The following is a 5,872-nucleotide window of genomic DNA, read 5'->3' as shown; positions in this document are numbered from 1 at the left end:
GGTGGCCGGTGATAAGGATCGCTTCACCCCCTATCCGATCTGCTTGAAACTCCATCAAGGGATTCCGGGCGCCGACCTCCTGACTGTGCCAACGGGAAGTCATATCGGGCCTTTGGAATTGCCGGAATTCATACACCTGCGAATAGAAAAGTTTATCACGGACAAAATCAAGGTTGCAGACAAGAGACCGGACAAGGCATCTGTTGAGGTGCAGTCGAAAGACAAAGGCAAAAATCAAACCAAACCGGCAGCCCAAGCGAAAAAGAAATCCAAATCGCGGTAGGTGCTCTTTCAGGAGGAACCATGACCGATCTTCTTGCGGCGCGATCCCAGATGGCCTTGAGCCTGGGCTTTCACATCATCTTCGCGGCGGTGGGTATTGCGATGCCCTTTCTCATGTCCATCGCCCACTATCGGTATCTGAAGACCAGGCGTCCGGAATATCGCGTGCTGACCAAAGCCTGGTCCAAAACTGTGGCGATTTTCTTTGCCGTCGGCGCCGTCTCGGGGACAGCGCTTTCCTTTGAACTGGGCCTGCTCTGGCCTGGATTTATGATTCATGCAGGACCGATTATCGGCATGCCCTTTTCCTGGGAAGGCGCGGCCTTTTTTTTGGAAGCCATTTTTATCGGCATCTTCCTTTACGGCTGGAAACGCTTGCCGGAGCGCAGTCACTGGCTAAGCGGCGTGATGGTCGGGATATCCGGCGTCGCCTCAGGATTTTTTGTCATTTGCGCCAACGGATGGATGAATAGCCCTGCGGGATTCGATTGGAATGGAGGCGAGCCGATCAATATTGATCCCTGGGCGGCCATGTTTAATGATGCGGCTTTGGGTCAAGGCGTGCATATGATCATCGCCTCCTTTCAAGCCGTGGGTTTTGCCTTTGCCGGCGTGCACGCCCTGCTTTATCTTCGTTGGAAACATCCGGTGCATCATGAGGCTATGAAAATAGCCTTTTTCGTGGGCGCCATAGCCGCGATCATTCAACCTATCAGCGGTGATCTTCTGGCCAAGGGCGTGGCGCAACGCCAGCCTATCAAACTCGCGGCCATGGAAGGGCATTTTGAAACGGAAAAAGGCGCCCCGCTTTTGCTCGGGGGTCTGCCGAATGTGGAAACGCGTCGCACGGATTATGCCCTGCCGATTCCCAAAGCCTTAAGCTTTCTGGCCTTTGGTGATTTCAATGCCGAGGTCAAAGGTCTCAATGATTTTCCACGCGACCTATGGCCGCCCGTTGTGATCACCCATATCGCGTTTCAAATCATGATTGGGATCGGCACGCTGATGGCTCTGGTCAGTGTCCTTGGGCTCTTTTGGCTTTGGAAAAAACCCCAGAATTTTTTGCGGCCGCTCTGGCTGAAGTTGCTTGTCCTCATGTCGCCGCTTGGTTTGATTGCGATTGAAGCTGGCTGGGTGGTAACGGAAGTGGGTCGACAGCCCTGGGTGATCTATGGCTATTTGAAAACAGCGGATGCGCTGACGCCGCGTCCTGGGATTGTCTATACGTTCATTCTCTATACGGCGATTTATATCGCCTTGACTCTGGTCGTCTATCAACTGGTGCGGCGGCAAATTTCAACCCTGCAACAGGATCTGGGCCAGCCGCAGGATAAGGAGACCCAGCCATGAATCTGGTGGACGTGGTTCTGGTGTTTCTGGGCCTTTCGCTGCTGTTTTATGCACTGTTCGGCGGCGCGGACCTGGGTGGCGGCATCATGGAACTTTTTTTAAGCAAAGATACCCGCGAGGATGAACGCGCGTTGATCACCCATGCGATGGCTCCAGTATGGGAAGCCAATCACGTCTGGCTGATCCTGGCGGTTGTGATCCTGTTCATGGGCTTTCCTCGGGTTTATACGGAAGCCTCGACTTATCTGCATCTGCCTTTGATGGCTCTGCTGGTGGGCATTGTCGCGCGCGGTTGCGCCTTCACCTTTCGATATTATGATACGAGCCGCACGTACCGACGAACGTACACCCGAATATTCGCCTACTCGAGTCTCTGGACGGCATTTTTCCTCGGCGTCCTCGGCGCATCGTCAGTGGCGGGACTCATTCATCCCAAAGCCATGACCTATGGCGAACTGTTTCTGGATCCGTGGCTCAATCCCTTTTGTATCAGTCTCGGCCTCTTTACTGCGAGCTTTTGCACAATGCTGGCGGCCATTTTCCTGGTCGGTGAGGCTGATGATATCGATTTGACCCGTATTCTCAGGCGCAAAGCCAAGATCACTTTGCTCGTGACCTCGTTCCTGGCGCCAGTGCCCCTGGTCATGGCTCATCTCATGAATCGACCTATCTTTGAAATGATCAGAGACCATAGACCCAGCCTTTTGTTTTTCGTCCTGGCCATTCTTCTGATTCCCTGCGTCTGGATAAGTCTGAATCGCTCCATCTGGACCACATGGGCCCGCGCCTTGAGTGTCATGCTGGTCGGCTCGATTATCCTGTCCTGGTTCATGGCCCAGTACCCGACTGCACTTTTCTATGCCGGTGACTCCGGCCAACCCTCACTCAGTTTTCAGGAAGCCGCCGCACCTCCCGCAACCCTTCGCGTTTTAGTGGGCGGGCTGGTCGTCGGGTCCTTGTGCATTTTCCCCGCGCTGGCTTATTTGTTTCGCATCTTCAAATGGGAGACGCTGGATGAGGAGCGGCGCTACAAGCCCTGAATACGGCGGCGAATTGAGCCGCATTTTATCAAAAAGCCGCATAATTTCTTCCTGCCAAATAGCCAGGCATTCCCCCAGATGTTTAGCGAAAGGTCATTAAACCTGTTAGAATTAACAGGTATATTCCACTTCTGTTGGAGCCTTGCGGGATGAAAGAAACCAATCATGATCTCATTGCGACCCATGAAATCATAAGGGTTCTTGAAACGTCACTCTACTTTTCCCGCAATATCATCGACACCCAGCCCGATATCATCATCATCACGGACCTGAACGGCCGCATCTACCGGTTGAATCAGCACGGGATGAATTTTTTCAACCGCTCCAAGACCGAGATCCTGGGGCGCAGCATCGACGAGCTGAGCCAGGGTCGCGTGAAACGCAATTTTGCCGAGATCCTGAACAAGGTCCCCTTCGAAAACACCAGCTTTTCGAACGAGGACATGAACGATGACCTCAAGATCTACTGGCAGATCACCCGTATGGTCGATAGCCATATCAAGATACCTTTGTTCCTGATCAAAGGCACGGACACCACCGAACTGCATCTCGCTTATAAAAAAATGGAAGCGATCAATTCGGAAAAGCAAAAGATCGAAGACGAGATCAAGAAAGCCAAGATCATCCAGGAAACTCTGCTGCCCGACAGTACGCTGCCGCCGGCCATCAAACTGGAATCGATTTTCGTCCCGGCCGCGGAAACAAGCGGGGACTGGTTTGGTTATCACTACGATGAGCCGGATGACATTTTCAATGTCTACGTCGGTGACGTCACCGGTCACGGCCTGTCCTCGGCGCTGCTGACGGGTGTGGTCTATGGCGCCATCTATTCAACCGAGCAACTCTTTCACGATCAGGAAAAACTGTTTGCCGCCTATACCCAGTCGCAGCGTCTGATGCTGCTCGCTTCCGCTGCCAACAGCATGATTCTGAAAGCGGACGCCCGTCTGTCGATGACCATGTTTTTTATTTCCATCGAAATCGGCACCGGCAAGACCTGCTTTTTGAATGCCGGTCATCGCCTGCCCTTCCTTTATCAGGCCAAGCAAGGTCAGCTGTCGCGCATTAAGGGTGGCGGTGACATCCTTGGTTTCAGTCCGGATCCCCGCTTTGATGTCTATGAATTCAACATGCAGCCCGGTGATACCATCGTCCTTTACACCGACGGCCTTTTGGAAAACAAGGACAAGAGCGGCCAGGTCATCAAGGAGAAAGTCATCAGGCAGATGATCGTCGATCGCAAAGGCGATATTCATCAGCTGAAAACCGATTGCCTTGCCCTGATGAAGCAGAGCTGGGAAGGTACGGAAGTCGAGGATGACGTCGCGATGATTTTCATCTCTTATAAAGCCTGAGGGATCCATGCACGCTGACCCAATCCATCAGAATCTTGAACTTTCCATCACCGCCATGCTGTCTGAATTTTTTCAGAAGCAGGTGCCTTCGGAAAAGCTGAGCATCAACGCCATTCCTAAGAAGGATCTGGCGTTTTCCGAGCATATGGTGATCATGCTGCTGAGCAACGCGCAGATTCGCATGTTCCTCAAGATCCACTTTCATATCGACCAGGCCAAGCGCCTGGCTGCTGTCCGTCAGCATAAAAAATGGGACGATGTCCCGGACAAGGTCGCGATCGATTTCATGAAAGAGCTGTGCAACGTCTTGGGCGGACGCCTGAAACGGAAGATCGCGCATCTGCAATTGGAACTGGGTCAGAGTATTCCGCTGGACCTGGAAGGTTTCTGCGAAATCTTTTTTGAAGATGTGAACTGGAGCAGCCAGACCCTGGTTTTCCGCGTGTCAAACCCACAGCTGCAGGTGATGGTCTCCGCTCAGTATGAAATCACCGGACAGGAAGCCCGGCAGAAGTTGACGACTCTGAGCGAAGCCGACAAGGGCGAGGAAGAGGACGATATCGAATTCCTTTAATTCCTTTTGGAGCGGATTTCACTGAAATCCGTTGGAAAACGCGCCCATTCCTTGCGATAAAAATTCCGGATCGCATCCCAATCCGCTTCATGCTGACCGGTGAAATGCAGCACCGGTCCAACCCCTACCCTTTTATTCTTATAGTCGATAAAAGCCAGTGCCACCGGCAGGCGGGTCTTCAGAGCAATCAGGTAAAAACCGCTTTTCCAGTGATCAGTCCATTTCCGTGTGCCTTCAGGCGCCAGCGCCAGGATGAGTTCTTCGCGCCTGTTGATGGCTTCAATGGTTTGCGTGACCACGCGGTGCGGATGGGAACGGTCGATGGGAATGCCACCAAGGGAACGCAGGAAGCGGCCGATGACGCCCACAAAGATGGTGTGCTTGCCGAACCAAATGGTCTTGCGCATGGCCTTCCAATGCAGACCCAAAGCCAGCGCGACAAAGAAATCCCAATTCGAGGTATGCGGGGCGATAATCACTATATATTTCTTATGCGATGGCAGTTCCCCAACGACCTGCCAGCCCGCAAGTCGCAGCAAATACCCGACAAGCCTTGCCAAAGCTTCCATGCCTTTTCTCCTGTCGTCTTTTGTCTTCCAGGATACCACATTTCGGCTGCAGAATTTACTGTAAAGCCTGGGTTTGCTGGGCTGTACGGACAGACCTCCCTGACTAGGCTGGCTTGCGAAGGGGTCCAGGCGCTTGGACATGATGGCTGCCGCCTTCAGACTTGCCAGGGCTTGATGCTCTTGCTAGCTTGCAGCGTCTGTCAGCCCATTATGTAGCTTTTAAGCGTCAAAATTGCGTAGAAGGAATTCCTATGAAACATTCCATCAGCGGTCTTGGACTGAGCCTTGTCCTTGGCTTGAGCAGTCTGGTTCATGCCGCGGCCGACAAAGCACCCGTGGCCACCAGGCCTGCGACAGTTGAAGAAGCCAAGGCTTTCGTTGCGAAAGTGGACAAGGATCTGCGCCGCCTGCTCGTCACCCAATCCAAAGCGGACTGGGCCAAGCAAACCAACATCACCCCTGCAACAGAATCCGTGGCTGCTGCCGCCAACGCTGAATATCTCACCTACTCCACCCAGGCCATTCAGGATGCGGCGCGCTTTCTACCGATCCTGGATAAACGGATCTGTTGCAAAAAACCTCTGGTGTTTTGACCTGGGACTCGTCATAGTTCCGGGTTCACCGTATCCAGGGAGTGGTTATGGCGCTGAGCTTCAAAGGACGGCATTTCCAAAAGTCGATTATCCTGACCTCCATCCGCTG

At 53.1% G+C, this 5,872-nt stretch carries 7 protein-coding genes; 6 read left to right on the top strand and 1 reads right to left on the bottom strand.

The annotated features are described in order from the left end of the window. From VE954_RS19390 to VE954_RS19370, 5 genes are all read left to right on the top strand, one after another. Positions 1-283, top strand: a 283-nt coding sequence (locus VE954_RS19390) for an alpha/beta fold hydrolase (protein WP_324955789.1), incomplete at its 5' end; no start/stop codon positions are given. A gap of 20 nt (positions 284-303) precedes the next feature. Beyond that, on the top strand, positions 304-1,632 hold the full coding sequence (locus tag VE954_RS19385) for a cytochrome ubiquinol oxidase subunit I (protein WP_324955787.1): 1,329 nt from the start codon (positions 304-306) through the stop codon (positions 1,630-1,632). Then, positions 1,629-2,672, top strand: coding sequence for a cytochrome d ubiquinol oxidase subunit II (locus VE954_RS19380; RefSeq protein WP_324955785.1), 1,044 nt, complete (start codon positions 1,629-1,631; stop codon positions 2,670-2,672). Before VE954_RS19385 ends, VE954_RS19380 begins: the two co-directional genes overlap by 4 nt. A 149-nt stretch (positions 2,673-2,821) precedes the next feature. After that, a complete protein-coding gene (locus tag VE954_RS19375) occupies positions 2,822-4,027 on the top strand; it encodes a SpoIIE family protein phosphatase (protein WP_324955783.1) in 1,206 nt (401 codons plus the stop codon). Positions 4,028-4,034: 7 nt separating this feature from the next. Beyond that, positions 4,035-4,601 carry a hypothetical protein gene (locus tag VE954_RS19370; protein WP_324955781.1) on the top strand — a complete coding sequence of 189 codons (567 nt, stop codon included), beginning with the start codon at positions 4,035-4,037 and terminating at the stop codon, positions 4,599-4,601. Here VE954_RS19370 and VE954_RS19365 read toward each other — a convergent pair. Further along, on the bottom strand, positions 4,598-5,170 hold the full coding sequence (locus VE954_RS19365) for a 1-acyl-sn-glycerol-3-phosphate acyltransferase (RefSeq protein ID WP_324955779.1): 573 nt from the start codon (positions 5,168-5,170) through the stop codon (positions 4,598-4,600). The genes VE954_RS19370 and VE954_RS19365 overlap by 4 nt on opposite strands. 251 nt (positions 5,171-5,421) lie before the next feature. Here VE954_RS19365 and VE954_RS19360 point away from each other — a divergent pair, with 251 nt between their 5' ends. Next, positions 5,422-5,763, top strand: a complete 342-nt coding sequence (locus VE954_RS19360) for a M2 family metallopeptidase (protein WP_324955777.1) — start codon at positions 5,422-5,424, stop codon at positions 5,761-5,763. The last annotated feature ends 109 nt before the right edge of the window (positions 5,764-5,872 follow it).

Source organism: Oligoflexus sp. (assembly GCF_035638955.1).
Taxonomy (GTDB): Bacteria; Bdellovibrionota_B; Oligoflexia; order Oligoflexales; family Oligoflexaceae; genus Oligoflexus.
Note: the sequence above shows the minus strand (reverse complement) of the source record. Positions and strands in the feature narration are given on the sequence as shown.